General features: G+C 49.9%; 22 protein-coding genes and 5 tRNA genes. 8 read left to right on the top strand and 19 right to left on the bottom strand.

Annotation, left to right across the window (positions count from 1 at the left end; genetic code table 11):
- Positions 1–13: 13 nt before the first annotated feature.
- The 6 genes from megL to pspA form a co-directional block, all read right to left on the bottom strand.
- Positions 14–1,198: a methionine gamma-lyase gene (gene megL / locus KD147_RS01495; protein WP_105255415.1), complete on the bottom strand. Its 1,185-nt coding sequence runs from the start codon at positions 1,196–1,198 to the stop codon at positions 14–16.
- 109 nt (positions 1,199–1,307) lie between these two features.
- Positions 1,308–2,357, bottom strand: coding sequence for a TIGR01620 family protein (locus KD147_RS01490; protein ID WP_212546634.1), 1,050 nt, complete (start codon positions 2,355–2,357; stop codon positions 1,308–1,310).
- Positions 2,354–3,745: a YcjX family GTP-binding protein gene (locus tag KD147_RS01485; protein WP_212546633.1), complete on the bottom strand. Its 1,392-nt coding sequence runs from the start codon at positions 3,743–3,745 to the stop codon at positions 2,354–2,356. Before KD147_RS01485 ends, KD147_RS01490 begins: the two co-directional genes overlap by 4 nt.
- Before the next feature lie 76 nt (positions 3,746–3,821).
- Positions 3,822–4,220: an envelope stress response membrane protein PspC gene (gene pspC / locus KD147_RS01480; protein ID WP_105255412.1), complete on the bottom strand. Its 399-nt coding sequence runs from the start codon at positions 4,218–4,220 to the stop codon at positions 3,822–3,824.
- Positions 4,217–4,450: an envelope stress response membrane protein PspB gene (gene pspB, locus KD147_RS01475; RefSeq protein WP_105255411.1), complete on the bottom strand. Its 234-nt coding sequence runs from the start codon at positions 4,448–4,450 to the stop codon at positions 4,217–4,219. The genes pspC and pspB overlap by 4 nt, the downstream gene beginning before the upstream one ends.
- Before the next feature lie 82 nt (positions 4,451–4,532).
- Positions 4,533–5,204, bottom strand: coding sequence for a phage shock protein PspA (pspA, locus tag KD147_RS01470; RefSeq protein WP_105255410.1), 672 nt, complete (start codon positions 5,202–5,204; stop codon positions 4,533–4,535).
- 189 nt (positions 5,205–5,393) lie between these two features.
- Between pspA and pspF the strand changes: the two genes are divergently transcribed.
- Genes pspF through KD147_RS01440 form a run of 6 tightly spaced genes read left to right on the top strand, consistent with a single transcriptional unit; the run spans position 5,394 to position 11,805 of the window.
- On the top strand, positions 5,394–6,485 hold the full coding sequence (gene pspF / locus KD147_RS01465) for a phage shock protein operon transcriptional activator (RefSeq protein ID WP_212546632.1): 1,092 nt from the start codon (positions 5,394–5,396) through the stop codon (positions 6,483–6,485).
- A 3-nt stretch (positions 6,486–6,488) separates the two neighbouring features.
- Complete coding sequence (locus tag KD147_RS01460; protein WP_212546631.1) at positions 6,489–8,093, top strand: ABC transporter substrate-binding protein; 1,605 nt, start codon at positions 6,489–6,491, stop codon at positions 8,091–8,093.
- Entirely contained in the window at positions 8,090–9,124 is a 1,035-nt protein-coding gene (locus KD147_RS01455) for an ABC transporter permease (RefSeq protein WP_105255408.1), read from the top strand. The genes KD147_RS01460 and KD147_RS01455 overlap by 4 nt, the downstream gene beginning before the upstream one ends.
- Complete coding sequence (locus KD147_RS01450) at positions 9,111–10,004, top strand: ABC transporter permease subunit (protein ID WP_105255407.1); 894 nt, start codon at positions 9,111–9,113, stop codon at positions 10,002–10,004. The genes KD147_RS01455 and KD147_RS01450 overlap by 14 nt, the downstream gene beginning before the upstream one ends.
- A complete protein-coding gene (locus KD147_RS01445; protein ID WP_105255406.1) occupies positions 10,004–11,044 on the top strand; it encodes an oligopeptide/dipeptide ABC transporter ATP-binding protein in 1,041 nt (346 codons plus the stop codon). The genes KD147_RS01450 and KD147_RS01445 overlap by 1 nt, the downstream gene beginning before the upstream one ends.
- Positions 11,044–11,805: an ATP-binding cassette domain-containing protein gene (locus KD147_RS01440; RefSeq protein ID WP_105255405.1), complete on the top strand. Its 762-nt coding sequence runs from the start codon at positions 11,044–11,046 to the stop codon at positions 11,803–11,805. The genes KD147_RS01445 and KD147_RS01440 overlap by 1 nt, the downstream gene beginning before the upstream one ends.
- Positions 11,806–11,952: 147 nt before the next feature.
- Here KD147_RS01440 and KD147_RS01435 read toward each other — a convergent pair whose 3' ends face one another.
- The 11 genes from KD147_RS01435 to KD147_RS01385 form a co-directional block, all read right to left on the bottom strand.
- Positions 11,953–13,854, bottom strand: a complete 1,902-nt coding sequence (locus KD147_RS01435) for a SurA N-terminal domain-containing protein (protein WP_212546630.1) — start codon at positions 13,852–13,854, stop codon at positions 11,953–11,955.
- Positions 13,855–14,015: 161 nt separating this feature from the next.
- Positions 14,016–14,288: a nucleoid-associated protein HU-beta gene (gene hupB / locus KD147_RS01430; protein WP_105189984.1), complete on the bottom strand. Its 273-nt coding sequence runs from the start codon at positions 14,286–14,288 to the stop codon at positions 14,016–14,018.
- Positions 14,289–14,512: 224 nt separating this feature from the next.
- Complete coding sequence (gene lon, locus KD147_RS01425; RefSeq protein WP_105255403.1) at positions 14,513–16,873, bottom strand: endopeptidase La; 2,361 nt, start codon at positions 16,871–16,873, stop codon at positions 14,513–14,515.
- Positions 16,874–17,000: 127 nt separating this feature from the next.
- Positions 17,001–18,284: an ATP-dependent protease ATP-binding subunit ClpX gene (gene clpX, locus KD147_RS01420; RefSeq protein WP_212546629.1), complete on the bottom strand. Its 1,284-nt coding sequence runs from the start codon at positions 18,282–18,284 to the stop codon at positions 17,001–17,003.
- 121 nt (positions 18,285–18,405) lie between these two features.
- Complete coding sequence (gene clpP, locus KD147_RS01415; protein ID WP_212546628.1) at positions 18,406–19,023, bottom strand: ATP-dependent Clp endopeptidase proteolytic subunit ClpP; 618 nt, start codon at positions 19,021–19,023, stop codon at positions 18,406–18,408.
- A 104-nt stretch (positions 19,024–19,127) separates the two neighbouring features.
- Positions 19,128–20,432 carry a trigger factor gene (gene tig / locus KD147_RS01410; RefSeq protein ID WP_105255400.1) on the bottom strand — a complete coding sequence of 435 codons (1,305 nt, stop codon included), beginning with the start codon at positions 20,430–20,432 and terminating at the stop codon, positions 19,128–19,130.
- Between the two features lie 449 nt (positions 20,433–20,881).
- Positions 20,882–20,958, bottom strand: a tRNA-Pro gene (locus tag KD147_RS01405).
- Between the two features lie 52 nt (positions 20,959–21,010).
- Positions 21,011–21,087 (bottom strand) — tRNA-Pro (locus tag KD147_RS01400).
- Between the two features lie 21 nt (positions 21,088–21,108).
- A tRNA-His gene (locus KD147_RS01395) sits at positions 21,109–21,184 on the bottom strand.
- Between the two features lie 8 nt (positions 21,185–21,192).
- Positions 21,193–21,269: transfer RNA gene (locus KD147_RS01390), tRNA-Arg, on the bottom strand.
- 130 nt (positions 21,270–21,399) lie between these two features.
- Positions 21,400–21,476 (bottom strand) — tRNA-Pro (locus KD147_RS01385).
- A gap of 360 nt (positions 21,477–21,836) precedes the next feature.
- On the opposite strand from KD147_RS01385, the gene folD reads away from it, so the two are divergent.
- Positions 21,837–22,691, top strand: a complete 855-nt coding sequence (gene folD, locus KD147_RS01380; RefSeq protein WP_105189989.1) for a bifunctional methylenetetrahydrofolate dehydrogenase/methenyltetrahydrofolate cyclohydrolase FolD — start codon at positions 21,837–21,839, stop codon at positions 22,689–22,691.
- 31 nt (positions 22,692–22,722) lie between these two features.
- Here folD and KD147_RS01375 read toward each other — a convergent pair whose 3' ends face one another.
- Together KD147_RS01375 and cysS are read right to left on the bottom strand one after the other, a co-directional pair.
- On the bottom strand, positions 22,723–23,619 hold the full coding sequence (locus KD147_RS01375) for a DMT family transporter (protein WP_212546627.1): 897 nt from the start codon (positions 23,617–23,619) through the stop codon (positions 22,723–22,725).
- Between the two features lie 291 nt (positions 23,620–23,910).
- Positions 23,911–25,290, bottom strand: a complete 1,380-nt coding sequence (gene cysS / locus KD147_RS01370; protein WP_212546626.1) for a cysteine--tRNA ligase — start codon at positions 25,288–25,290, stop codon at positions 23,911–23,913.
- A 188-nt stretch (positions 25,291–25,478) separates the two neighbouring features.
- On the opposite strand from cysS, the gene KD147_RS01365 reads away from it, so the two are divergent.
- Positions 25,479–25,970 carry a peptidylprolyl isomerase gene (locus KD147_RS01365; RefSeq protein ID WP_105255397.1) on the top strand — a complete coding sequence of 164 codons (492 nt, stop codon included), beginning with the start codon at positions 25,479–25,481 and terminating at the stop codon, positions 25,968–25,970.
- The last annotated feature ends 17 nt before the right edge of the window (positions 25,971–25,987 follow it).

The following is a 25,987-nucleotide window of genomic DNA, read 5'->3' as shown; positions in this document are numbered from 1 at the left end:
TAATTACACCTGACTAAATGGATGCTAATCCCATTTCTAGATCCGCAATAATTTCGTTAACATCTTCGAGGCCAATTGAAATGCGCACCAGGCCATCGCTTATCCCGGCGGCGCGGCGCTGCTCAGGCTCATAGGTGGAGTGTGTCATTGAGGCCGGATGTTGTATTAGCGTTTCGGTGTCACCTAAACTCACCGCCAGGGTGCACAGTTCAAGGCGATTGATAAAGGATTCCGTTTTTTTCAACGAAGCTTTGAGCTCAAACGCAATAACACCGCCTGCGTCTTTCATCTGCGTGCCAATAAAAGCATGGCCGGGGTCCCCTGCCAGACCTGGGTAATACACCTTTTCAATTTTTTCGTGAGCGGCCAAGTACTCAGCCACCGTATGTGCCCCTTGGCAATGCGCCTTCATGCGGACCGACAAGGTTTTTAAACCACGCAGGATCAACCAGGCGTCGAACGGGCTCATGGTCGCGCCTATATCCTTAAGCACGGTAAACTTAATCGTTTGTATATGCTCGGCGCTGCCGCACACCAGCCCTGCCACCACATCACCGTGGCCGTTTAGGTATTTGGTGGCACTGTGCACCACTAAATCCGCCCCCAGGGTAGCCGGTTTTTGCAACAGCGGCGTCAAGAAGGTGTTATCGACAACACTTATTAGGTTATGCAGTTTGGCAAAGGCGCAGATCTGCTCAAGATCATACACCTTCATATTTGGGTTGGCCGGGGTTTCCGCAAAGACCATCTTGGTGTTGGGCTGGCGCGCCGCCTTAATAGCGTCCAGATCGCTAAAGTCGACAAAGGTCACTTCAACCCCGTAGCGAGTGAGCAGATGACTAAATAAGGCATAGGTGCAGCCATAAACGGTCTTGGATGCAATCAAATGGTCGCCGGCGCTTAAAAAGCTCATGACCGCCGCCGAAACCGCTCCCATCCCCGTGGCACAGGCCGCCGCATCTTCACATTGTTCAAGTGCCGCCAGTCGCTCTTCAAGCTCACGGACAGTAGGGTTGCCTAAGCGAGAATATATATAGCCGGCTTCTTCGCCAGCAAAGCGTGCTGCCCCTTGAGCAGCGTTGTCGAAGACAAAGGTAGAGGTTTGATATAAGGGCGCCGCAAGCGCTCTGTGGGGATCCTGTCGACCTTGCTCGCTGTGGATGCAAAGGGTTTCGTCTGTGTATGTGTGTTTGCTCATATTGCCACCTTTTTTCTTTTAAAATAGGGGCATAATTGTTTTAAAAACAAGCAAGCTAGCCGCTTGGACGGCCATGAAACACTATTTTAGGGCCAAAAAAGCGTCAACCTTAGTTGACGTTTTTTTGCTCTTCATTGGTTTGTTTGTCGACTCGAGCCAACCGACTGGCCAGACTTTTCACCGTGGCCTTAAGCAGCGAAGGTTTCGCTTCAAGACGCGGCAAGGGACGACATAGCTCCATGGTTTTATAGCCTATGCGCGCGGTGAGTACGCCGGCACTGAGGCCCTGCGCCGCTCGCGTCGACAACACGCTTAACAACTTGCCACCAAAGGCGGTGGCGGCCAAATCGGCCAGCAATTCGGTTGAGCCCACGAACAGCATTTGCTTGAGCAGACTGCGATATAAGCGCACCCGACTCATATATCCCAGAGCCAGACCATAGTTATTAGCCAATACATCCACCAGCTTTAAGCCACGCCACAGCACCGCCAGCATATCGACCACCGCCAGTGGACTCACCGACACCAGTACCGCAGACTCCACCGCATAACGATTGATCAACTGCTTGGCTTGTTGGTCCTGACTGACCAGCAGGGTATCGCGATATAAGATCATCACCTCACGGTCGCTTAAATGATCGCCAATGCGCGCCTTAAAGGTTTCAAATTCAGGATGAGTTTGTATCTGATTAACGCTTTGCAACCAGGGCAAGGCCTGACCTATTTGCTCGCTCTCAAGCAAACGCTCGGCCTGCTGCTGATGATGTTGATTGACCTTCAAACGCTTTAAATTCACCAACTCACGCCATAACAAGCGCCCCATTAATAGCACAGCCAAGGCGATCACGGCGCTGTATAAGGCGCCTAACCACCATGCGGTGGCAAAGCTGGCGACAATGCTCAATCCGGTCTCCACCAGGATTAAACTAAGTAACAATAATACAAATAACCGCTTTAACAGCGAGCCCTTGCGACCCTTGATGGTGCTCTCGATGCTTTGTTCAAGTTCAGAGTCATCACCAAAGAGGGCTTCCTCTTCGCTGCTAGGGGCTTGTTCAGAGCGCGCCACTATCTGCGCGCCTTGCAGTTGTTCGGCCCCTGGTGTGGGGCCTTGCTCTTGTATGCGGCGTCCGGCGCTCAACTTTACTTCGTCGCTCATCGCAGCTTATCTCCCAATAAAAATTCTAAGGCATGGTCGAGGCGCATATGACGCAGCTTGCCGTCATTACCTGGCAGCGGCGCAAAATCGATATAATCAAAACCTTGTTTTGGCCACTGCCCTTCGTTAAGGCGATGCCGTGGTGGCTGTGGCGGTAAATAGGTAAGCCAGTTTTCCTCGCTTAGGGGTTTACCATATATACAGTGCAAATTACGGCCTTGCTCACTGACCGTCTTGCTTTGAGTGGCGCACACCCCGGCCATAGCCATGGTGTCGACTTCGACCCCGGCAAAAGCGAGTTCATTGGCCTTGGCCTTCACCAAGTCATGCAACAGCAGGGCTAAGTCCTGGTGGTAGTTCACCCCGACCTGATCGGCCTTGTTCGCTACAAACAGCAGCTTATCTATGTTGGGGCGGAATAAGCGTCTCAGCAGGTTGCTTTTACCGTATTCAAAAAACGCCAGTAACTCGGTAATGGCTTCGGCCTGCTCGGCAAAGATCTCCGGACCGAGTTTTAAGGCCTGAAGTAAATCCACCAACACCACCTGACGGTCAAAGCGGCAAAAATAGTCTTTATAAAACGGCTTCACCACCTGGCTTTTATAGGCCTCGAAACGCGCTTGCAGTTGGGTATACTGGGTGTTCTCACCAGATTCCTGCGGCGTTGGGCAAGGGAAAAATGCCAACAAGGGTGCCCCTTCCAATTCACCGGGAATAAGCATGCGCCCTGGTTGTAAATTGGCGGCATGGGCATTGGCTTTAATGGTCATCAACGCCTGTTTATATTCATTACTCAGGGTCTTTAGTTGTGCTTCATCCACTGGGGCCTGGCTATCAAAGCCTGCCAGTTGCGCTAAAAAGGATTCGCTATGGGCGCGGCGGACCTTGGAGTTAAGCATGGTGAGCTGACGTTCGCTCCAGGTAGCGTAATCCATATTCAGCATCGGCAAGTCCATTAACCATTCGCCGGGGTAATCGATTAGATCTATGGTCAAGGTGGCGGTGTCGCCAAGTTGCGCCCGCAGCCCGCGGTGGGGGCGATAGCGCATGGCCAGGCGCAAGGTATTAATGCGCTTGGTAGATTGTGGCCACTGTGGCGGCTCCTGAGTAATGCTTTCGATGGCATGGCGATAGCCGAAAGTCGGAATGTTCAGGGCTTTTTGTGGCACCTGGGTGGTCGCTATATGGCGCCCTTCGCGCATGACGCGGAAAAAAGGCAGATTCTTATCGTTGGCCTGCTCACTTAAATGGTGTACCAAGGCAGTAATAAATGCGGTTTTACCGCTGCCAGACAAGCCGGTCACCGCCAGAGTGATATGACCATCGAGGGTGCGCTGCAGTGTTTTTTTAGCTTTGTCTTTGAGCGTATCAAGGCGAGAGTAGGACAAATTAGCTCCTTTTTCCCTAAAACAATAAAAGGATAAGCCGACGAGGTCAGCTTATCCATTGGGCAGGATGGGATTATTAAAGTTTGTTTATTTCTCGGCTCACCGTAAAGGTTGGCGAGGTCACATGGGTTTCCATGCGCTGAATGCGCCCATCTAAATCGGTCATAAACTCTTTTAAATCTTTCAGTGCCTTGCGTGGCGGCTCACCCCTTTGCCAGACCTTGGCTTTAACCTCACCCACATGTGCCGCTTTTTGCGCGTCTGCTTGAGCCACGTCTGCGGGCTTGGTATCCAGAATAAACCAGGCGGCAATATAGGCAACGATAAACAGTGGGCCACCGGCAAGTAGAACGGCGGTGACGAAAACAATGCGTACCAGCCACAGTTCGATATTAAAGTAATCGCTGATCCCCGCACATACCCCGGCTAATTTACCGCGTTTGGGGTCGCGATAGAGTTCGCGCTTGGTGCTCATACCTTATTCCTCCACTGTGGCGATTCCTGATCAAGCAGCGTTTCTAGCGTATGAATACGCTCGGCCATCTTCTCGGCCTTGTTCGCCAGCTCAACCAATTGACGATGCTCGTGCTCGCTCAACCCCTGGCTTACTTGCTTTTTACTGCGATAGTGCAGAATAAGCCACAGCGGCGCCACCAACACCAAAAATATTACGATGGGGGGCAATAATAAATCAAAATCAAACATCTTCCTCTCCTGCCTGTTGCTTCGGCGTATTATAAGTGTGGGCGTAGCCGTGAAACTTGTCGAGCTCGCCCACTAATCATTGTTATTCTGCTTTTTCACTTTTACCCATTTTCGCTTTAAGCGCCGACAATTCGTCGTCGATCTTTTCGTCTTTTTCCAACTGTTCGATCTCGTCAGACAATGACTTTTGACCTAGCTCGTACGATTCAACCTGGGCTTCTAAACCGTCGATTTTAGTTTCGTAACGCTCAAACTTATCAAGCGCGTCCTGTACCTTGTTGCCATCAAGTGTTTTCTTGACATCAAGGCGCGATTGTACCGAGCGTTGACGCAAAATAATGGCTTTTTGACGAGCTTTGGCATCGCTCAGCTTTTCCTGCAAGGTACTGATCTCTTGCTGCAGCTTGTTGATGTGCTCTTCAACATGCTCCATCTCGCGCTCTAGAGCAACTTGGGCTTCCGCCGCCTTATTCTTTTCGATAAGCGCCGCTCGAGCCAGGTCGTCACGGTCTTTCGACAGCGCCAGCTCGGCTTTTTCCTGCCACTGCTCAACCTGCTTGTTCAGTGTTTCCAAGCGACGGCTAAGATCTTTCTTTTCCGCCAAAGTTTTTGCCGAAGTAGAACGCACCTCAACCAAGGTGTCTTCCATTTCCTGAATAATCAGGCGTACCATCTTTTCAGGATCTTCGGCCTTGTCTAAAATGGCATTGATATTCGAATTAACGATATCTGCAAAACGTGAGAAAATTCCCATAATCTTATACCTCAAATGTAGAAGTCTTCGTTGACTACTCTACGTGGTATCAAGTTGCTTGCCAACTTTAAAATAACTTAATAAAGCCATACTTTTCATTCAGTTACACCACTTTTAACAAACCCCTTTCTAATCGTCAAATAATGAAATACACTAAGCTTTAGCAAAAATTACTAAGAGTTAGTGTAAATGAGTCAGTTTCGTAAAAATGACAATCTGCTCGGCCAATCCGACAGCTTTTTAACCGTGCTCGATCAGGTTTCTCAACTGGCGCCACTGGATAAGCCGGTGTTGGTGATTGGCGAGCGCGGTACGGGTAAAGAACTTATTGCCGCCCGTTTACACTATCTCTCGCGACGTTGGGATCAAAGCTATGTGAGCCTCAACTGTGCGGCGTTGAACGAAAATTTGCTGGAAAGCGAGCTGTTTGGCCATGAAAGCGGGGCCTTTACCGGCGCCAGCAAACGCCATGAAGGGCGCTTCGAGCGCGCCAATGGCGGTAGCCTGTTCCTCGATGAATTAGCCAATACCCCGGCCGCGGTACAGGAAAAACTGTTACGGGTAATAGAATATGGCGAGTTTGAGCGCGTCGGTGGCCGCGCGCCAATTAAGGTCGACACCCGGCTCATTTGTGCCACCAATGAAGACTTACCCGCCCTGGCCGACCAAGGGCATTTTCGCCACGACTTACTCGACCGCCTCGCGTTTGATGTGATCACCTTGCCGCCACTGCGTGAGCGCCAAGAAGATATATTGCTGTTGGCAGAGCACTTCGCCATAAACATGGCCCGTAATCTCGGTTGGGAACTCTTTAGCGGCTTTACCACCCGAGCCAAACAAGCCCTGTTGGAATATCACTGGCCCGGCAATGTGCGTGAATTAAAAAACGTAATTGAACGCAGCCTCTATCGCCATGGTAATGAAGACCTGGCGGTGCACAGCATTAACCTTGATCCCTTTGCCAGCCCGTTTCGACCACAGGCATCAACTAACCGCCCGATCGCCACGCCATCCATAGGCGCCCACGACTCGGCCCAAAACATTGACCCTGGTAGCGCTAGCGCGGTGGCCAACAACACCAGCGAACCAAGCTTTAGCTTCCCGTGCGACCTGAAGCAGTTATCCGCTGAATACGAAACCGAGCTGTTACGCCAAGCGCTTAAATTTAGTCAATTTAATCAAAAGAAAACTGCACAAATGCTCGGATTAACGTATCATCAACTGAGAGGATATTTAAAGAAATACAATTTGCTTGATTCGCAGCAAAAACAAGAGGCTTAGCCCGTGTATAAATGGTTGTTGGGCACCGTGGCGTTAGTTCTCGCTGGGTGCCAAAATGAAGATGCCCACTATGCGCCCATAGAAGGCATGGTTTATTGCGCCGAAGCCAACCCGGTGTCGTTTAACCCTCAGGTGACCACCTCCGGCTCCACCATAGACATCATTTCCAAACAACTTTACAACAGACTGCTGCGTATCGACCCGGTCAGCGGCGAATTTATTCCCGAGCTGGCGACCAGTTGGAAAATAAGCCGAGATGGCACCGAAATCACCTTTAAACTGCGTGAAGACGTGCATTTTCATAACACCGCCTATTTCTCACCCACGCGCCTTTTCAACGCCGACGATGTAGTCTTCTCCTTTAATCGATTGTTCGATGTCTATAATCCTTATCACTTTGTTGGTGAAGCCAATTACCCGTATTTTCAAAGTGTCGGCTTGGATCAGTTGATCCGCAATATTCGCAAGGACTCGGAATATCAGGTGACCTTTGAGCTCTTTAATGCGGAAAGCAGCTTTTTAGCCAACCTGGCCACCGACTTTGCCGCCATCACCTCGCGCGAGTACGCCATGAAACTGATGGAAAACGAGCAAATGGAGCTGTTCGACCAATACCCAGTGGGCACCGGACCCTTCGTTTATCGCGAGTATCAACGAGACCGCTTTATTCGCTATTACAGCCACCCGGATTATTGGGAGCACCAGGTCAACCTCGACCAGCTGGTGTTTGATATTACCCCCAACGGCACCACGCGTATCGTCAAGCTGTTAACCAAGGAGTGTGATGTCACCCCGCACCCCAGTGCCACCCAGCTCGATGTATTACGCCAGCGCAGTGACATAGACTTACAGCAGCAGGATAATTTAAATATTGGCTACTGGGCCTTTAACACAGAGCGTGTGCCCTTTAACAACCCCGAGGTGCGTCGTGCCCTCGCCCACGCCATTAATGTGGATAAAATCATGCAGGCGGTGTATTACGGCCAAGGTGTGAAGGCGACCTCCATGCTGCCGCCCATTAGTTGGGCCTACCAGGAACAAAATAACTTACCCGGATACAACCCGGATAAGGCCCGCGAGCTACTGGCCGAGGCCGGCTATGAAAATGGCTTTGAAATGAGCATTTGGGCCATGCCGGTGAGCCGGATTTACAACCCCAACGCGCGTAAAATGGCGGAGCTGATGCAGAGCGACTTACGCGAGGTGGGCGTGAAGGTGCGCATAGTCGAATACGAGTGGAACACCTTCTTGCAGCGCGTCGATGAACATCGTCACGACAGCGTGTTATTGGGCTGGGCTGCCGACACCCCGGACCCAGATAACTTCTTTAGTCCCTTACTCAGTTGTGCCGCTACCTTTAGCGGTAAAAACCCAGCCAACTGGTGTAACCCGGAATTCGACTTTTTGCTCACCCAGGCACTGGCCACCACGGATCAAGCACAGCGCAAAGAGTTTTATGTTAAGGCCCAGCAAATGATTGCCGAGCAATTGCCGCTGCTGCCTTTGGCCCACGGTAAACGCTCACAGGCCAATGATGCCAATATCCAAGGCATTACCCTAAGCCCGTTTGGCGGTATTTCCCTAGCCCACGCGAGTAAAGAGCCATGATGTTTGAATTTGCCATTCGCCGCTTCTCGCTGCTGCTGTTTATGCTCTTTACCCTGAGCCTGTTTACCTTTTCCCTGGGCTATCTGTTTCCCGGAGAGCCGCTCACCAATTTCAGTGGCATAGAAACTGCGGGCTTTTCACAAAGCGCCGAGCTACGCGCCAAGTACCATCTCGATGAGGGCTATATCAGCCAATATCTGGCCTTTGTCGGGCGTATTCTCCAAGGGGACTGGGGCTTATCCTTTGCCTCAGGGGATCCGGTTTTTAGTCATGTGCTTACCTTGGCACCGGCCACCTTCGAGCTCGCCGTGTATGCCTTGTTGGTCTCGGTGATTGTCGGCGTTCCCGCCGGTATTCTCGCGGCGCTGTCGCAGGGTCGTTGGCCCGATAAGCTGATCAGCGGCATCACCCTGGTGGGTTACTCGGTGCCCATATTTTGGCTGGCGCTGTTATTGATCATGGTGTTTTGCCTGCAATTGGGCCTGTTCCCCATGTCCGGGCGCATCAGTTTATTGTATGAAATACCCGCCAGCACCCACTTTATTCTCCTTGATGTGATGCTTGCCGGTTTCCCCTATGGCGGTCAGGCCTTTACCGATGCCCTGCATCACCTGGCATTGCCGACCCTAGTGCTGGCCACCTACCCAACCACGGTATTGGTGCGCTTTACCCGTGATTCCATGCTCAACGTACTAGAACAAAATTACATCAAAACCGCGCGCGCCAAGGGTCTGAGTCGTCGCCAGTTGATTATTCACCACGCCCTGCGTAACGCCTTGCTGCCGGTCATTAAGCAAATTGGTTTGCAGTTTAGCGCCTTGATCACCCTGGCGATGATCACCGAAGTTATTTTCTCCTGGCCGGGTATAGGCCGTTGGCTTATCGACAGCATTTATCAGCGTGACTTCCCGGCTATTCAGGGTGGCCTGTTAGCCATTTCCATGTTTATTATTTTTGCGACTATTTTCACCGAGTTACTCTATACCCTGCTCGACCCGATCTCACGGAATCAAGCGCATGGCAAACTTTAAATTATTTACCGAACAATCCAACGTCTCGCCGCTTTTCAGGCTGTGGCGTAAATTTAGGGCCAACCACGTTTCCCTGGTTGGCTTGTGGTTGTTCCTGGCGCTTACCGTGTTAGCGGCCACCGCCCCCCTGTTGGCGCCTTATGGTATCAATGAGCAACATGCCGACGCGCTGTTGATCCCGCCATCTTGGCACGAAGACGGCGATGTGCGCTTTATTCTCGGCACCGATGATCTGGGCCGTGATGTGCTCTCCAGGCTAATGAATGGCGCCACCTACACCTTTGGCCTATCTATCGTGGCGGCGCTGGTGACCACGCTCGTGGGCGTGTTGGTGGGTACGGTTGCTGGGATCAGCCGCGGACTGCGGGCCAGCTTTTTGAATCACCTGCTTGATATCACCCTGTCCATCCCCTCGTTGCTGCTGGCCATTATTATTATTGCCATACTCGGTCCGGGTCTGATGAATACCGTCTGGGCCATTATTTTCGCACTGCTGCCGCAATTTATTCACTCGGTACGCAACCTGGTGGTGGAAGAGCTGAGCAAGGACTATATCAGCGCCTTTCGTTTGGACGGCGCTAACCATTGGCAAATTTTAGTGCGCGGTATTTTCCCCAACATTTATGAGCGCATCGTGGTTATCTTCACCATGGCCTTGTCGCTGGCAATCCTCGATATTGCTGCCCTGGGCTTTTTAAAGCTCGGTGCCCAGCCCCCGACCGCAGAATGGGGTGCGATTTTGGCGGAAAACCTCGGCTTAATTTATCTGGCGCCCTGGACCGTAGCGCTGCCGGGGATCTTGCTATTTTTAGCCGTGCTGTCCACCAACCTGGTTGGCGATGGCCTGCGCAACGTACTTAAAGAGCGACGGGCGGACTAATGCAGTTACTTGATATTCGCAACCTCACCATAGAGTTGAAAACCTCGGACTCCATTATTCGCGTGGTTGACGGTGTTAATTTCAGCCTTAAAGAAGGTGAAGTGCATGCCCTTATCGGCGAGTCCGGCTCGGGGAAGAGTCTGATTGCCAAAGCCTTGGTGGGTGCCCTCAATAAACGCTGGGAGGTGCGTGCGGATCGTATGCACTGGCGCGGTGTGGACCTAATGCGCCTGTCCGATGAAAAGCGCCGTAAGCTGGTGAGCCAAGACCTGGCGATGATTTATCAGGAGCCAAGCCGCTGCCTGGATCCAACGGCGAAAATCAGCGACCAGATTGAAGAAAGTATTCCCGAAACGGACCAAAGCGGTAATATTTTCCAGCGCCGCCGTGCCAAGAAAAAACGCGTACGTGCCTTGTTGCATAAGGTCGGTATCAAGGAGCACTCAAAGGTGCTGTCCAGCTACCCTCATGAACTCTCCGAAGGGGTGTGTCAAAAGGTGATGATCGCCATGGCCATCGCCCGCTCACCGCGCTTGCTTATTGCCGATGAACCCACCACGGCGCTTGAGAGTACCACGCGCGCCCAGGTATTTAGGCTGTTAAAGAGTTTAAACCAGCTCAAAAACATGTCCATCTTGATGATCTCCCACGAACTCGAAGAGCTCACAGACTGGACCCATGGCATGCATGTACTGTATTGCGGTCAGATGGTAGAAGCCGGGCCCACCGAGCAGGTATTTGCTCACCCGCGCCATCCTTACACCAAGGCATTACTGCAAAGCCTGCCCGACTACGATATGGCCCTGGGCCATAAGCAGCCCCTGTACGCCCTCAAAGGCACCATTCCGACCTTGCAGCACCTGCCAATAGGCTGTCGCTTGGGTCCCCGCTGTCCCAACGCACAAAAAGCCTGTGTGGTGACACCTAAGCTGGAAAAAGAGCATGGCCACAGCTACGCCTGCCACTTTCCGCTGCATAAGCAGGAGAAAGAACATACGCTAGAGCAGGAATTACAGGAACATAAGCAGGAGCAAAGCTGATGCAACCCCTACTGAAAGTGCAAGCACTGAATAAAATGATCAATGTCCGCGCCGGTTTGCTCAGCCATAAAAAGGTGTCCCTGCTCAAAGATATTTCCTTTTGTATTGGCCAAGGCGAAACCCTGGCGGTGATAGGCGAAACCGGCGCGGGGAAAAGCACGCTCGCCAAGGTGTTGGCCGGTGCCGATGAAGTCAGTAGTGGGCAGATCATTCTTGAAAGCGAGCTGATTAAGGATGGCCCCAAGCATTTGGGTGATAGCAGTGCTATCCGCCTGATCTTTCAAGACCCAACGACCTCGCTTAATCCGGCCCTGACCATAGAGGAAACCTTGGACGATTGCCTGCGTTTTAATACTAAATTAAGCGCTGCCGAGCGCCTGGAAAAAATTAAGCAGACCCTCTCCAAAGTGGGCTTGTTAGTTGAGCACCGCCACTATTATCCGCATATGTTCTCCGGCGGGCAGTTGCAGCGAGTGGCGCTCGCCAGAGCGCTTATCCTCGACCCCAAGGTGTTGGTGCTTGATGAAGCCTTATCCTCTTTGGATCCTTCGGTACGGGCACAGACGGTGAATCTGCTGTTGGAGTTGCAACGCGAGAGCGGCCTAAGCTATGTATTGATCACCCACCACCTGAGCCTGGTAAAGCATATGAGCGATCAGGTGATGGTGTTGGATCACGGCGAGGTTGTGGAGTACGGTAACACCCGGGAAATCTTCACCAACCCGCAATCAAAAACCTGTCAGCGGCTGCTGACCTGCTAGTTACCCTGGATAAAACAAGCTTAGGGTTCAAGTACGGACTCAGGACACACTTAACCTATTAAACACTCTGCCCTTGCTCACCGAAGAGTCGCGCACAGCAATAAAAAAGGCCGCAAATGCGGCCTTTCTTTTATGCTTTAGCGATGATTATTCGCCTTGCGGTGCCATTGGCTTACGTACCACTTCCGCTTGCGCTTCTAGCGCTTCTACGAAGGTCTGGTAGTTTTTATTAGCAAGTTGCATGGTTAGACTTTGCTTAACCTGATCGTCCACCTCGGTTTCGCTCGGCGTATTTACCGACTTAAGCGCTACCAGGGCCACGTTACCGTTATTAAGCTCGACCAGGTCAACCACAGGAGTCGCATCCGGGTGAGCCAGCTTGAACACCTGTTGAGTCAACGCTGGCGGCACACTAAAGGTACGACGCGTTAGTTTATCTTCGCTTAGCAGTTCAACACCGGCTTGCTCCGCTAGTGTAGCGATAGCCGTGCCAGCTTCTAGCTCGGCGAACAAGGTCTCGGCCTGCTCTTTAGCAAGCGATGAAGCTTTTTCTGCTACCAGGATATCTTGAATTTGCTCACGTACTTGTGCCAATTCTTTGGTAGCCGCAGGTTTGTGATCAACAACACGTACCACTACTACATGTTCGTTACCCAGCTCTAATACTTCTGAGTTAACACGATCTTCAAGCAGTTCAGGCGAGAAGATAACGCTAGCAACGTTGGGCTGATTTAGCGGTGCAGGCAGTTGTACACGTGCTAATAAGTCGGTAGTTTGCACCGTGGCGCCAATTGCCGCTGCCGCATCTTCCAAGCTATCCGATACTTCAAACGCCAGCTCTGCCAGCTCTGTTTGTTTTTCGTAATAGATGTCGGCTTTTTCAACTTTCTCAAGCTCGCTGCGGATCTCAGGCTCAACATCGGCCAGGGCCTTCATTTCACCCGGCTGCAAGTCGGTTAGTTTGATGATGTGATAACCAAACTCAGATTGCACTACCTCTGACAGCTGACCTACGTCCTTCAGTGCGAACGCCGCATCTTCAAAGTCAGGGTCAAGCATGTCGCGCTCAATCCAATCTAGATCACCACCTAGTTCAGCACTGACGATATCGTCCGACTGAGTTTCGGCCAGTTCGGCAAAGTCGGCACCCTGCTGCAGTTGCGCTAATAGCTCCTCGGCCTTTTGCTGTGCTGCGGCGTCATCTTCACTGTTCTCAATTAAGATATGCGCAACCCGGCGTTTTTCCGGCTCGCTGTACATGGCCTGGTTCTGCTCGTAGTACTCTTTGATTTGCTCTGCGCTGATAGGCTCGGCCAACTCAAGGGTGTCGGCATTAAGCTCAACGTACGCCACCTTAACCTGCTCAGGCGCTAAGAACTGGGCTTGGTTTAGGTCATAGTAATTTTGAATTTCTTCATCGCTAACGGTGACCGTTTCTTTAAACTTGTCGTTATCAATGACTAAATAATCAATCGCACGCTCTTGTTGCTGCAAGCCAACCGCTTGGTTTAGCTCGTTGCTCAAGGTGAAATCGGTACCTGCCAGGGCGCTGACCAGCTGTGAACGCGTCATTTCTTTACGAAGAAACTCGCGGAAGTCATCGGCTTGGAAACCCATTTGACGCATGACCTGAAGGTAACGGTCGTTGCTAAACTTGCCGCCAAACTGGAAGGCTGGCATGTCTATAATTGCTTTACGTACTTCTGCATCACTTACGCGTAAACCCATTTCTGCCGCTAATTGCGATTGTAGTTCTTGTTGGATTAAGCGATTGGTAACGGACTGGCGAAGTTGAGCCATAAAGGTTGGGTCATTGGCTAATTGCGCAAAGTATTCACCGAATTGCTGCTCTTGACGAGCGCGTTCGTTGTCGAATGCTCTGGCAAAGTCGCGCTGCGTGATTTTTACCCCGTTCACCTCAGCGACGGATTGCTCGGTAGTCTGACCTAAGTAGCCCCCGATCCCTGCCAAAGCAAAAGATAAAATCACTAGCCCTAGAATAATTTTGGCCGCCAAGCCTTGCGAGCCTTCTCTGATTTTTTCTAGCATTTATCTTTATCTCTATTTATTTAGTACCCCCTTCACTTTCCAGTACGGTTTTAACCTTACAATAAAGTGAAGGATATAAAAAAAGCGTATCTTAGCAGATACGCTTTTTCACTTGAAGCTAACAATCGTTTTCCGTTTGCTAGTAATTCAAGCTTCGCAAATTAATTAACTGCGTCTTTAAGCGCTTTGCCTGCTTTGAACGAAGGAATGGTTGCAGCAGCAATTTGAATTTCTTCGCCAGTTTGTGGGTTACGGCCGGTGCGAGCAGCACGCTCACGTACAGAAAAAGTACCGAAACCAACTAGGGCAACTGAATCGCCTTCTTTAAGTGCATTTGATACTGACTCAATGAATGAATCCAACGCACGACCGGCAGCCGCTTTAGAGATATCAGCATCAGCTGCGATTTGATCGATTAATTGAGACTTATTCACAATATCATCCCCTTACATTGTTATTATCCAGAGCGACTCAGCTTGTGAAAAGTGTACAGCTTGAGAGCATCTCTGTGCTATTAAATTTAGAAAAGAACGCATCCTTTCCAAACGCCTTAATCGTCTTGAAACCTAGGCCACACAAGGCCTAGGCTCAAATCCAGTGCCTAACTTATCACACCTTAGTGATTTGAAAAGCCCTTTACGATATTTTTTTACTATTTTTACTCACTTTTTGCGCAATCAAGGCTAAAACGCTCGATTGGCTGGGCTAAAGCAAGCTCCAACACCTCGTCAATCCATTGCACAGGGTGAATAGCTAGGCCTTCGCGAACATTCTCAGGGATTTCTTTTAAATCGCGTTCATTCTTTTGCGGAATGATCACCGTCTTAATGCCACCTCGGTGTGCCGCCAGCAGCTTCTCTTTTAAGCCGCCGATAGGCAATACTTCACCGCGCAGTGTAATTTCTCCTGTCATGGCCACATCCGAGCGCACCGGGTTCCCAGTGAGGCTAGACACCAAGGCAGTCACCATAGCGATACCCGCACTTGGGCCGTCTTTCGGCGTTGCCCCTTCAGGCACGTGCACATGAATATCACGCTTCTCGTGGAAGTCCGAACTAATACGCAGCTTTTCGGCACGATAGCGTACTACCGTCATGGCCGCTTGAATCGACTCTTTCATGACATCGCCCAAGGAGCCGGTGTAACTTAGTTTGCCCTTGCCTGGTACCGCAGATGATTCTATGGTTAGCAAATCGCCGCCCACTTCGGTCCACGCCAAACCGGTTACCTGACCAATGCGATCATCACCTTCGGCCTTACCATAATCATGACGCTGCACCCCGAGGTATTCCTCCAGGTTATTGTCGTCTATGGTGATATGCTCCAGGCTCTTATCAAGCAGAATGTTTTTCACCGCTTTGCGACACAGTTTAGAAATTTCACGCTCGAGACCACGTACGCCCGCTTCGCGGGTGTAGTAACGAATAATGCCGATGATGGCGCTGTCGTCTATGGTCAGCTCTTTTTCTTTTAAACCATTGCGCTTAATCTGCTTAGGAATAAGGTGCTGCTTGGCGATATTAAGTTTCTCGTCTTCGGTATAACCGGACAGACGGATCACTTCCATACGGTCCAACAAGGGGCCAGGAATATTAAAGCTGTTGGAGGTCGCCACGAACATCACATCCGACAGATCGTAATCCACCTCAAGGTAATGATCCGCAAAGGTGCTGTTTTGCTCTGGGTCTAATACCTCAAGCAATGCCGATGACGGGTCGCCACGCATATCCGATGACATCTTATCGATTTCATCAAGCAGGAACAGCGGGTTGCGTACGCCGACCTTGGTCATATTCTGAATCAATTTACCTGGCATAGAACCTATGTAGGTACGGCGGTGACCACGGATCTCCGCTTCATCACGAACGCCACCTAAGGCCATGCGCACATACTTACGACCGGTAGCGCGGGCAATACTCTGCCCCAGCGAGGTTTTACCTACACCCGGTGGCCCTACTAAACACAGAATCGGCCCTTTGAGCTTATTGGTACGCTGCTGCACCGCGAGGTATTCGATGATGCGGTCTTTAACCTTTTCTAAACCGTAATGGTCAGAATCGAGGATCTTCTGCGCCCCGGCCAGGTCTTTTTTCACTTTCGACTTTTTCTTCCACGGCACATTGGTGATGGTCTCGATGTAGGAGCGCACAACCGTGGCTTCGGCCGACATCGGCGACATCATTTTCAGCTTTTTCAGCTCGCCCATGGCCTTTTCTTCGGCCTCGGCCGGCATGCCCGACTCGGCTATTTTCTTTTGCAGCCCTTCGAACTCGTCTGGCACATCTTCCATCTCACCGAGCTCTTTCTGAATGGCTTTCATCTGCTCGTTGAGATAATACTCACGCTGCGATTTTTCCATCTGCTTTTTCACCCGGGCGCGGATTTTCTTCTCGACCTGTAATAGATCGATTTCACCTTCCATCATCGCCATCAGGTATTCCAGACGCTCGGTCACATCGCTGATCTCAAGCACCTTTTGCTTTTCCGGCACCTTAATCGGCATATGTGCTGCCATGGTGTCGGCCAAACGTGCCGGCTCTTCAATGCCGGACACCGAGGTCAGTACCTCGGGCGGGATCTTTTTATTCAGTTTGACGTAGCCTTCGAATTGGCTCACCGCACTGCGAATAAAGATTTCGTGCTCACGCTCGTCGATATCGCTAGAGGGAATGTACTCAACCTCGGCAACAAAGAAGTCATCTTCTTGGGTGTATTTTTCGATGCGCGCACGCTGGGTGCCTTCAACGAGCACCTTAACCGTGCCGTCGGGCAGCTTTAATAGTTGTAAAACGCTGGCAACCGTACCAACGGTATAAATTTCTTCACTGGTTGGATCGTCTACCGAGGCGTCTTTTTGCGCCACTAGGAAAATCTGTTTGTCTTTATCCATCGCTGCCTCAAGACAGCGAATCGACTTTTCGCGACCGACAAATAGCGGGATCACCATGTGGGGATAGACCACCACGTCCCTTAATGCCAGTACTGGAATTTCAACGCGATCCGTTCTTTCAAGCGTCATACTAACTCTCTTCGGACTTCTCAAAATTTAACAATTACCCAAGTATATGGGGATTGGCGGGGCAAAGTTCAACAAATTTATAAAAAAAGGAGCCTTAGGCTCCTTTTTAAATTCAATTGCTTAGTTTTTATTCTGATGCAGCCTTATCCTGACTGTTATTTTCATAGATAAGGATGGGGTCGGACTCACCTTTGATCACGGTTTCGTCGATTACTACCTTGCTGACATCTTCCATAGACGGTAACTCGTACATGGTATCAAGCAAGACACCCTCAACAATTGAACGCAAACCACGGGCACCGGTTTTACGCTCCATCGCTTTATGAGCAATGGCTTTTAGTGCGTCTTCACGGAACTCCAGTTCAACATTTTCCATCGCAAACAAGGAGGCAAACTGTTTCGTTAAGGCGTTTTTCGGCTCATTCAAGATCTGAATCAGCGCATCTTCGTCTAACTCTGTCAGTGTTGCTACCACGGGAAGACGACCAATAAATTCTGGGATCAAACCATATTTAACCAGATCTTCCGGCTCCACGTCTTTAAAGGATTCGCTTAGGCTGCGCTCGGCACTGCTCGATTTCACATTGGCACCAAAGCCAATACCCGTGTTCTTGGCACTGCGTTGCTCGATAACCTTATCAAGACCTGCAAAGGCACCACCACAGATAAAGAGGATCTTAGAGGTGTCTACCTGCAAGAACTCCTGCTGCGGATGCTTACGGCCGCCTTGCGGTGGAACTGAGGCAACCGTACCTTCAATCAGTTTCAGTAGCGCTTGCTGCACGCCCTCACCGGATACATCTCGGGTGATAGACGGGTTATCCGACTTACGAGAAATCTTGTCGATTTCATCGATATAGACGATACCACGCTGCGCTTTCTCAACGTCGTAATCACATTTTTGCAGTAGTTTTTGGATGATGTTTTCAACATCCTCACCCACATAACCGGCTTCGGTTAAGGTGGTGGCGTCGGCCATGGTAAAAGGCACATCCAATAGGCGCGCCATGGTCTCGGCCAATAGGGTTTTACCGCTACCGGTTGGACCGATCAGCAAGATATTACTCTTGCCTAATTCAACGCCATCGGTATTACCGGCGTTACGCAGACGCTTATAGTGGTTATAAACCGCAACCGACAGTACTTTTTTGGCGTGTTCTTGGCCAATTACATAATCATCTAGGTGAGAGCGGATCTCTTTTGGAACCGGCAACTTGTCAGATGCGTTCGCCTTGGGCGCGATATCCTTAATTTCTTCCCTGATGATGTCGTTACACAGGTCAACACACTCATCACAAATATAAACGGATGGGCCTGCGATCAACTTTCGTACTTCGTGCTGAGATTTACCACAAAACGAGCAGTACAGCAGTTTACTTGTCTTTTCGCCGTCTGTTGGTTTATCGGACATTCAGCTACCTCATTCTTTACGCTACGAGCTTTATTACATTGTAGCAAATGGACTTCTTAAACAAATATACCAAACTTTGCGGCGCATTGCGCCGCCAATTGGTTAAAGCGCAGCAATTAGATTACTTGGCGCTGCGTCGATCAAAAACAGAGTCAACCAGACCATATTCAACCGCTGCATCGGCGTTCATAAAGTTGTCACGGTCGGTATCACGAGAGATCACATCCAAAGGCTGTCCCGTGTGCTCTGCCAACAATCTATTTAGTTTATCTTTGATAGACAGGATTTCTTTAGCGTGAATTTCAAAATCGGATGCCTGACCCTGGAAGCCGCCTAGCGGTTGGTGGATCATCACACGTGAATTAGGCAGACAATGACGCTTACCCTTGGCACCACCAGAAAGCAAAAATGCCCCCATACTGGCCGCTTGACCCACACACAAGGTGCTGACGTCAGGCTTGATAAAATTCATGGTGTCGTAAATAGACATACCTGCGGTGACCGAGCCACCCGGAGAGTTGATATACAGGTGAATGTCTTTTTCTGGATTTTCTGATTCCAAGAATAGCAACTGGGCCACAATCAGATTGGCCATATGGTCTTCAACCGGACCCGTTAAAAAGATGATTCGCTCTTTAAGAAGGCGCGAGTAGATGTCATAAGAGCGTTCTCCCTTAGCGGTTTGTTCTACCACCATGGGAACTAATGCGTTAAGCGGATCTGTCATACCATTGTTCATTATTACTTGATTCCTTAATGAGCGACACAAACTAAAATGGCTCGGTGCTTTGCGAGCAAAGCATACGAGCCATTTAAACGTTGCTTGTAACTTAAGTCAACGACTTATTGAGCCGCCTGCGGGTTCATGATGTCGTCGAACGCAGTTTCTACGTCAGTTACTTTAGCTTTCTCAACGATTGCTTCAATCGCTTGCTCTTCCATGGCAACGTTACGCATTTGCTGCATTAGTTGCTCATTGGCTTTGTAGTATTCAACTACTTCGCTTGGATCTTCGTAAGCAGAAGCCATAGTGCTGATTAGCTCTTCTACTTTCGCGTCGTCAGCCTTGATTTCGCCAGACTTGATCACTTCACCTAGTAGTAGGCCAGTTTTAACGCGCTTGATAGCTTGCTCTTGGAATAGCTCAGCTGGAAGCTCAGGCATGTTTTGAGCGTCGCCGCCAAAACGCTGTGCAGCTTGCTTGCGAAGTGCGTCGATCTCTTGCTCTACAAGGGCTTTTGGTACTTCGATTTCGTTTTGCGCTAGAAGACCTTCGATCGCTTGCTCTTTAACCTTAGCTTTAACAGCTTGGCTAAGCTCACGGCTCATGTTCTTCTTCACTTCTTCTTTAAGTGCGTCAACACCACCTTCGGTGATACCGAATAGCGCCGCGAACTCTTCGTTAAGTTCTGGAAGCTCTTGTACTTCTACTTTCTTCACAGTGATAGTGAACTGCGCGTCTTTACCTTTTAGGTTTTCAGCGTGGTACTCTTCTGGGAAAGTTACATCGGCAACAACTTCTTCACCGGCTTTCTTACCAACGATGTTGTCTTCGAAACCTGGGATCATACGACCTTGACCAAGTTCAAGTGGGAAGTTCTCAGCTTTACCGCCTTCGAACTCTTCGCCGTCGATAGTACCAACGAAGTCGATAGTAACGCGTGCGTTTTCGCCAGCAGCTTCTTCAGACTCAGTCCATGAAGCGTGTTGCTTACGAAGTGTTTCTAGCATGTTAGCTAGGTCTTCGTCTTTTACTTCAACAACTGGTTGCTCAACTTCGATGTTCTCTAGGCCTTTAAGCTCAACTTCTGGGTAAACTTCAAAAGTGGCTTCAAACTCTAGGTCTTTACCTGCTTCAAGCGCTTTAGGAGCGAAAGTAGGTGCACCGGCTGGGTTGATTTTTTCAGCGATGATGGCATCGATGTAGTTACGCTGCATTAGGTCGCCAGCTACTTCTTGAAGTACCGCTGCGCCGAAGCGTTTTTGGATGATAGAAACTGGTACTTTACCCGGACGGAAACCGTCGATACGCTGAGTTTTAGACAATTGTTGTAAGCGTTTTTTAACTTCGGTCTCAACGTTCGCTGAAGGAACAGTGATAGTCAGACGGCGCTCAAGGCCTTGAGTCGTCTCAACAGAAACTTGCATGATTTACCTCAATCTTCAAATATGGCGGCGTTGCGCCTTCGTTACATACACGGCGATCGTTTATCATGGCCACTCACGCAAAATGGCAATTTTGCCGCGGTGATGACGGGGGCGATCCCTATGCCTGCACTGCCCTATGGGCACTTATGTTTAACAATAGACGCGGCATTATAACCTAATATTTATAAGAGTCGAGAGCGCAGGCCGAGAAATTAGCGGATCTGCGGCTATTGGGCATGACTTAGCGCACTTTGCATACAGTTCGCGTCAAATACTTGATCACAATGATACGCTGGAGCTACTTAAATTAAGAGTTATTGCTATCTAAAAGAAAAAAGAGATATTTTTTAGGGGGGGGGGGGGAGAACGTGGTTGCGATACAGGATTTTAACCTGCAAGCGATGGGCACAATACCCAAACAAACTGCTTTTTATTTCTTATAAATAAAGTGGTCGGCGATGCAGGATTTGAACCTGCGACCCCTTGGACCCAAACCAAGTGCGCTACCAAGCTGCGCTAATCGCCGATACTCAAATTGTGTTTTCTAAATATGTTTTCGCTTTCACCTTAAGAAAAGGTGGTCGGCGTTGCAGGATTTGAACCTGCGACCCCTTGGACCCAAACCAAGTGCGCTACCAAGCTGCGCTAAACGCCGATATACGTATATTTAGAAAAATGGGGCGACTGACGAGACTTGAACTCGCGACAACCGGAATCACAATCCAGGGCTCTACCAACTGAGCTACAGCCGCCACAATAATGGCGCACCCGGAAGGATTCGAACCTTCGACCGACGGCTTAGAAGGCCGTTGCTCTATCCGACTGAGCTACGGGCGCGGTGCAACGAATACTTCTTCGTGCTCATCAAGTGACACTTCCTAAAGAAAGTGAACGACCTGCGGAATTAGATTCTGCGATAGTTTGGATTAAATACCCAAACCAAGACGCTCACTTCACTTTTGAAAAGTGGTCGGCGATGCAGGATTTGAACCTGCGACCCCTTGGACCCAAACCAAGTGCGCTACCAAGCTGCGCTAATCGCCGATACTTGTTTTGCCTGAGGTTTCGAACTCGACCCCTCGTTGACAACGGGGTGCATAATAGTGATTTGACCTGGCGAGGTCAAACATTTTTTTCGCCGCAACGGTGCGTTTGCTTATTTTTAACTCGCTTTGTTTAAGTTTTAACGAATTTGTTCGATATTTTATCAATTTAGCCCATAAAACAGTGCTTTCCTATGGCTCTTAGCTTGGCTAGGCAGCGCTTTTCTGCGAAAATATTGCACAGGTTCCTTACGGTGACCCCTTTTTATACCGTACGGCTCTAATAAAAGTATTTCGTTCTAATTTCGTGTGACTCTTTAGCGCCCCCTAAAAAGCACACCACCCCAATTAAAGGTTACTCATGACGGCAAACATCATTGATGGTAAGGCAATTGCAAAGCAAGTTCGCGCCCAAGTGGCAGCGCGTGTCGCCGAACGTAAAGAGCAAGGTCTGCGCGCACCGGGCCTCGCGGTTGTACTGGTAGGTCAGGATCCGGCAAGCCAGGTTTATGTAGGTTCTAAGCGTAAGGCATGTGAAGAAGTAGGCTTTGTTTCTAAGTCTTATGATCTACCTGGTGATACCAGCGAACAACAACTTCTTGACTTGGTTGACCAGCTTAATGCCGATCCTGAAGTAGATGGCATCCTGGTACAATTGCCGCTTCCAGAAGGTCTTAACGCCGAGAAGGTGTTAGAGCGTATTACTCCACATAAAGATGTGGATGGCTTCCACCCTTATAATATTGGCCGCCTAGCTCAACGCATGCCAGCGCTACGCCCTTGTACGCCAAAAGGCATTATTACCCTGCTAGACTCAACCGGCGTTCGTTATAAAGGTATGCACGCCGTTGTTGTTGGTGCCTCGAACATTGTTGGTCGTCCTATGTCTCTTGAGCTGCTGCTGGCAGGTTGTACAACCACTGTATGCCACAAGTTCACCCAGGACTTAGAGGCTCATGTACGCCGTGCCGATTTAGTAGTTGTAGCCGTGGGTAAACCTGAGTTTATTCCCGGTGAATGGATTAAAGAAGGCGCCCTGGTGATCGATGTGGGGATTAACCGTTTGGACAACGGCACCCTGGTTGGCGATGTGGCCTATGACGTTGCCAGTCAACGCGCCAGCTATATCACCCCGGTTCCGGGTGGGGTGGGCCCAATGACGGTTGCCAGCCTGATTGAAAACACCTTGGAAGCCTGTGAAAACTATCACAGCTAATGCAATACGCTAAATTCAAAAAAGGCCAGCACTATTCGCTGGCCTTTTTGTTTTCCCATCGCGAGCGCAGTAATTGCACCCCTTGCGGCGTTACCGAAAATACTATCATCGCCATCATCAGGGCATATTGCCAACCTTGATACGTCTCTGCCAATAACAGCACCGCCGTAATAATACCGGCGATGGGATTGGCTATGGTGCCAAAGGTAAACTCCACCACCGACATGCGTCCCAACAGCCACACATATAAGCTGTACGCCACCGCGGTGTTGGGCAGCACCAGCCACACTACTGCCAACCATTGTTGACGCTCGATGGGATTTTGCAGCGCCTGATAAGCCTCGGGCTCAAGATAAAATGCCTGGATAAGCGCAGCGATTGCAAGCAAGGTGCCGCCAAGGATCAGTTGCCAGGTCAGTACCGTCCACCAATGAATATGCATGGAGAACTTTTGCACCAGGGCACTGCCAACCACGATGCAGAGCAAGGAGGCAAATAACGCCAGCATGCCAATCAGGGTTAAACTCACTTCTTTAGGGTCGAACAACAGCCAGGCTAAAAAGACCAGAGCCAGTGCGCAAATGGATTGCACCAAGGCGGGCCTCTGCCCTTTCACTAGCCAAGCATAAAGCAGTGCCACCACAGGTACGGAAACCATGCCAACCCCGGCAATGGCCGCTGGCAAATTAACCGCCATCACAAAGATACAGGCAAAAAACAGAGCGATATTCACCGCAGCCAAAAGCAGCAAGGGGCGCCACTGCCCGGCTTTGGGCAAAGAGGGTTTAAGAAACCACAGCGCAATCCCTGCCGGTAAAGCTCGCAAGGCACCAAGTAAAATGGGTGGCCAGTCGGGCATGGCGTACTTGGTGACCGCATAGGTGGTTCCCCATAAGAAGGCGGGGATCATGGCAAGAAAAATATTCATTCGGATTCCTGATTGATAATAACGGCAGCCAGGCTAAGACCTTTATACCAATTCTGTTAAGTATGTGATCAGATATAGCGCTGGATAAATGATAGGATCACAAGGCGGAATTTTTCTTATGTAGTTATTCTACATCGAAAAATTCCAACACAGTGAGCTTGATATTTAGCCCGCTAGAATGATTAGCTATTTAAGTGAATTGGTATTAGCTTGAGGTCAAGACAGAAACGACAAACAAAAACGCCGCGAACAAATGCGCGGCGTTTTTAACAAGGCGTTATACCTTTGCGTTTACGCTTTACGCCAGGTGGTTTTACCGGCACTGTCTTCAAGCACCACACCCAAGGCCGTAAGCGCATCACGGGCTTCATCCGCTGCTGCCCAGTCTTTGTTCTCACGGGCCAGACGACGCTGTTCAATCAGCGCTTCGATGTGCGCCGCCTCATCGTCGTCTTGCTCACCCTGAAGGAAAGCTGCAGGGTCTTGCTGAGCAATACCTAATACTTCCGCCAGCTTAACCAGCAGGTAAGCATGTTGGCCCGCCGCTGGGGCATCTTCACCCTTAAGGCGGTTCACTTCTTTTGCCAGCTCGAATAACACAGGCAAGGCTTCCGGCGTATTGAAGTCATCATTCATGGCCGCTTCAAAACGCGCCGCATACTTGTTGCCTTTAAGCTCAATCTCAACCGGCTCAACATCACGTAAGGCGGTGTAGATACGCTCCAAGGATGCACGAGCCTGCTCCAGGTTTTCCTGCGAGTAGTTCAACTGGCTGCGGTAGTGACCATTGATCAGGAAGTAACGCACGGTTTCACGATCGTAGGCTTTTAATACCTCACGCACGGTAAAGAAGTTGCCTAATGACTTAGACATCTTTTCTTTATTTACCTGCACCATGCCGGTGTGGATCCAAGTTTTCACATAGCGGCCATTGTTAGCACAGCACGACTGGGCAATTTCGTTCTCATGGTGTGGGAACTGCAGATCCGAACCACCGCCGTGAATATCAAAGTATTCGCCTAGGTGTTTTGAACTCATGGCCGAACATTCGATATGCCAGCCCGGGCGACCTTCACCCCAAGGTGACGACCAGCTTGGCTCACCGGCCTTGGCTTTTTTCCATAGCACGAAGTCCAAAGGATCGTCTTTGCCCTCGGCAACTTCGACACGGGCACCGGCCTGAAGCATCTCCAAGTCCTGCTGTGAAAGCTTGCCGTAATCGTTAAAGCTGGAAACGTCGAATAGCACGTCGCCGCTTTGCGCTACATAAGCGTGGCCTTTGGCAATCAAACGCTCAATCATGGCGATGATATCGTCCATATGACCGGTTACCGTAGGCTCGATATCCGGCGCAAGGATATTAAGGGCAGCAAAGTCTTCATGCATGGAGGCCGTCATACGCTTGGTTAAAGCGTCGATGGGCTCTTTGTTCTCATTGGCACGGGCGATGATCTTATCGTCGACATCGGTAATGTTGCGCACATAGGTGACATCATAGCCAAGGTAACGCAAATAACGGTTCATCACGTCGAACGACACATAAGTACGGGCGTGGCCAACGTGGCAATAATCGTAAATGGTGATCCCACACACATACATGTCCACTTTATTGGCATTCAAGGGCTCAAAGTGTTCTTTTTGACGTGAAAGTGTGTTGTATATCTGCAACATTACAAGGGGATCCTATCGGTTATATTAATGCCGTTATCTTACCACCGCGCTTGGCAAGCCGCCACCGCGCAAAAGGCTAAAAGCAACAAAATTAAAGGACTTAATAGCCCTATCCTCCCTTAGTAGATTGAGAGTTTCACCACCGTGGGATAAAATAACCTTTTCACCTTAATACATAGAGAATCATCATGGTTGTATTAGAAACCAATATGGGCACCATTAAGCTGGCGCTATTTGAAACAGAAGCACCAAAAACGGTCGCCAACTTTTTAAACTACGCCAAGTCCGGCTTTTACGATGGCACTATTTTCCACCGTGTTATCGATGGCTTTATGGTTCAAGGTGGTGGTTTTGCACCGGGTATGGACCAAAAGTCTGTGCAAGATCCAATAGAAAACGAAGCTAACAACGGCCTTAGCAATAAAAAAGGCACGGTAGCCATGGCGCGTACGCCGGATCCACATTCTGCGACCGCTCAGTTCTTTATCAATGTTAATGACAATGACTTCCTAAACTTCAGCAGCGAAACGTCACAAGGCTGGGGCTACTGTGTCTTCGCAGAAGTAGTAGAAGGCATGGACGTGGTAGAGAAGATTAAAGGCGTAGCCACTGGCTCTGCTGGCTTCCACCAGGATGTACCACTTGAAGATGTGGTGATCACTAAGGTTACTGTAGAGTAATACTTTATTAAGCGCGG

It is taken from the genome of Pseudoalteromonas sp. BDTF-M6, assembly GCF_018334135.1.
Lineage (GTDB): Bacteria > Pseudomonadota > Gammaproteobacteria > Enterobacterales > Alteromonadaceae > Pseudoalteromonas.
Note: the sequence above shows the minus strand (reverse complement) of the source record. Positions and strands in the feature narration are given on the sequence as shown.

Excerpts from the sequence above, each read along its gene's own strand:
- megL (WP_105255415.1), bottom strand. The coding sequence starts at position 1,198 with ATGAGCAAACACACATACACAGACGAAACCCTTTGCATCCACAGCGAG.
- KD147_RS01490 (WP_212546634.1), bottom strand. The coding sequence starts at position 2,357 with ATGAGCGACGAAGTAAAGTTGAGCGCCGGACGCCGCATACAAGAGCAA.
- pspC (WP_105255412.1), bottom strand. The coding sequence starts at position 4,220 with ATGAGCACCAAGCGCGAACTCTATCGCGACCCCAAACGCGGTAAATTA.
- pspB (WP_105255411.1), bottom strand. The coding sequence starts at position 4,450 with ATGTTTGATTTTGATTTATTATTGCCCCCCATCGTAATATTTTTGGTG.
- pspA (WP_105255410.1), bottom strand. The coding sequence starts at position 5,204 with ATGGGAATTTTCTCACGTTTTGCAGATATCGTTAATTCGAATATCAAT.
- pspF (WP_212546632.1), top strand. The coding sequence starts at position 5,394 with ATGAGTCAGTTTCGTAAAAATGACAATCTGCTCGGCCAATCCGACAGC.
- KD147_RS01455 (WP_105255408.1), top strand. The coding sequence starts at position 8,090 with ATGATGTTTGAATTTGCCATTCGCCGCTTCTCGCTGCTGCTGTTTATG.
- KD147_RS01450 (WP_105255407.1), top strand. The coding sequence starts at position 9,111 with ATGGCAAACTTTAAATTATTTACCGAACAATCCAACGTCTCGCCGCTT.
- KD147_RS01445 (WP_105255406.1), top strand. The coding sequence starts at position 10,004 with ATGCAGTTACTTGATATTCGCAACCTCACCATAGAGTTGAAAACCTCG.
- KD147_RS01440 (WP_105255405.1), top strand. The coding sequence starts at position 11,044 with ATGCAACCCCTACTGAAAGTGCAAGCACTGAATAAAATGATCAATGTC.
- KD147_RS01435 (WP_212546630.1), bottom strand. The coding sequence starts at position 13,854 with ATGCTAGAAAAAATCAGAGAAGGCTCGCAAGGCTTGGCGGCCAAAATT.
- lon (WP_105255403.1), bottom strand. The coding sequence starts at position 16,873 with ATGACGCTTGAAAGAACGGATCGCGTTGAAATTCCAGTACTGGCATTA.
- clpX (WP_212546629.1), bottom strand. The coding sequence starts at position 18,284 with ATGTCCGATAAACCAACAGACGGCGAAAAGACAAGTAAACTGCTGTAC.
- clpP (WP_212546628.1), bottom strand. The coding sequence starts at position 19,023 with ATGAACAATGGTATGACAGATCCGCTTAACGCATTAGTTCCCATGGTG.
- tig (WP_105255400.1), bottom strand. The coding sequence starts at position 20,432 with ATGCAAGTTTCTGTTGAGACGACTCAAGGCCTTGAGCGCCGTCTGACT.
- folD (WP_105189989.1), top strand. The coding sequence starts at position 21,837 with ATGACGGCAAACATCATTGATGGTAAGGCAATTGCAAAGCAAGTTCGC.
- KD147_RS01375 (WP_212546627.1), bottom strand. The coding sequence starts at position 23,619 with ATGAATATTTTTCTTGCCATGATCCCCGCCTTCTTATGGGGAACCACC.
- cysS (WP_212546626.1), bottom strand. The coding sequence starts at position 25,290 with ATGTTGCAGATATACAACACACTTTCACGTCAAAAAGAACACTTTGAG.
- KD147_RS01365 (WP_105255397.1), top strand. The coding sequence starts at position 25,479 with ATGGTTGTATTAGAAACCAATATGGGCACCATTAAGCTGGCGCTATTT.